Raw genomic sequence first — 1804 nt, 5'->3', positions numbered from 1 at the left:
GGGGGGTGCCGCGGTGACGGGCAGCGACGACCGCGGGACGCCTGGCTCCCCGCTGCCGGCCGTCGCGTCACGGCCGGCAGCGGCGGGGCCGATGCCGCTCGGCTCGAATGTGTTCACCATGGCGAGGGCGGCGCGCTGGAGGTAGTCCCACAGCGTCGCCTCGTGCAGGGGCGGCAGGTCGAGCCCGTCGACCGCGACGCGCATGTGGGCGAGCCAGCGGTCTCGCGCGTCGGGATTGACGTGGAACGGCGCGTGACGCATGCGCAGTCGCGGGTGCCCGCGCTGCTGGCTGTAGGTCGTCGGACCGCCCCAGTACTGCGCGAGGAAGAGGGTGAGGCGCTCCGTGGCCGGACCCAGGTCTTCCTCCGGGTACATGGGCCGCAGCACGTCGTCGTCGGCGACGCCGCGGTAGAACGCGTCGACGAGCCGCGCGAACGTCTCGTGGCCGCCGACCTCGTCGTAGAAGCTCATCGGCTCCGCGCCCGGCGGGGACGGGGTGCCGGGGGGTGTGACGGCGTCGCTCATGAGGTGCCTTCGGGGGTGGAGCCGGCGTCGTCTCCCGGCGTCTGCGACTTCTTGCCCGTGCGCTTGGGCTTCCATACCGGACGCTCGACGACGGGCGGAGTGACGGGGTTCGGCTTGGTCTTGGGCGGGTTCGCCCCGCGGACGCGAAGAGCACCCTCGATGCCGGTCGGCATGATCGTGGTGAGGGCGGGGAGCGTGATGCCCATCTCGTCGATCGTCCGCTTGAGGCGCATGCGCAGTTCGCGCGCGACGTCGTCCTTCGCGTTGGCGCGCGTCTTCATGACCAGACGGATGACGAGCGCGTCGCCCGAGATCGACTCCAGGCCCCACACCTCGGGCTGCTCGAGGATGCGCGTGCGCCAGTTCGGATCCTTGGCCAGCGCCTTCGCCGTGTCGAGCATCGCCTGCTCGACCTCGACGATGTCGGAGTCGACCGCCACCGACAGGTCGATGATGACCCGCGACCATCCCTGCGAGAGGTTGCCGATGCGGGTGATCTCGCCGTTGCGCACGTACCAGAGGGTGCCGTTGACGTCGCGCACGTGCGTGACGCGCACGCTGACGTACTCGACGATGCCGGTCGCGAGACCGAGATCCACGACGTCGCCGATGCCGACCTGATCCTCGGCGACGATGAAGATGCCGTTGAGCACGTCCTTGACGATGTTCTGCGCGCCGAAGCCGAGCCCGGCGCCGACTGCGGCGGTGAGCAGCGTGAGAGAGCCGAGCGCGGTCGGGGCGATGGCGTTGATGATCAGCAGGATCGCGATCACGACGATCGTCACGTTGACGACGTTGTGCAGGATCGATCCGAGCGTGCGTGTGCGCTGCACGAGCCGCACCGACGCCAGCGGCGAGCGTTCCAGCGCCTGGGTGTCGTCGACCTTCGCCTTCGACTTCGCGCCGCTGACGATCCGGTTGACCACACGCCGGATGACGAACCGGAGGATCCAGGCCAACAGCATCGCGCCGGCGATGATGCACACGACGGCAACGAGGTCCCAGCCGGCGTTGACGAAGAAATCGCCGACCTCCTGCCAGACCGTCGGGTCGGCGATCGCAGGCGGGGTTCCGGAGTCCAGGGGGGTGATCATCGTCACGATCCTAACGACGGATGCCTCGACCCCGGCTGAGCGCGGGGCCGAGGCATCCGTCGATCATCACTGCGCGTCGCGGTCCTGCACGGTGAGGGCCCGCTCGACGCCGGCGAGGTTCTCGGCGACGAGGCGACGCAGCGCCGCGGCGGCGTCGGCGTGCGCCTCGAGCCACGCGCGGGTGG

The 1804-nt window shown here is 70.2% G+C and carries 2 protein-coding genes; both read right to left on the bottom strand.

Annotated elements, in window-relative coordinates:
- On the bottom strand, positions 1 to 471 hold a 471-nt coding region (locus EIO58_RS17265), incomplete at its 3' end, for a globin (protein WP_164861841.1).
- A 50-nt stretch (positions 472 to 521) separates the two neighbouring features.
- A complete protein-coding gene (locus tag EIO58_RS17260; protein ID WP_127820483.1) occupies positions 522 to 1619 on the bottom strand; it encodes a mechanosensitive ion channel family protein in 1098 nt (365 codons plus the stop codon).
- Between the last annotated feature and the right edge of the window lie 185 nt (positions 1620 to 1804).

Source organism: Microbacterium sp. CPCC 204701, assembly GCF_004010105.1.
Lineage (GTDB): Bacteria > Actinomycetota > Actinomycetes > Actinomycetales > Microbacteriaceae > Microbacterium.
This window is presented reverse-complemented; position numbering and strand designations above follow the sequence as displayed.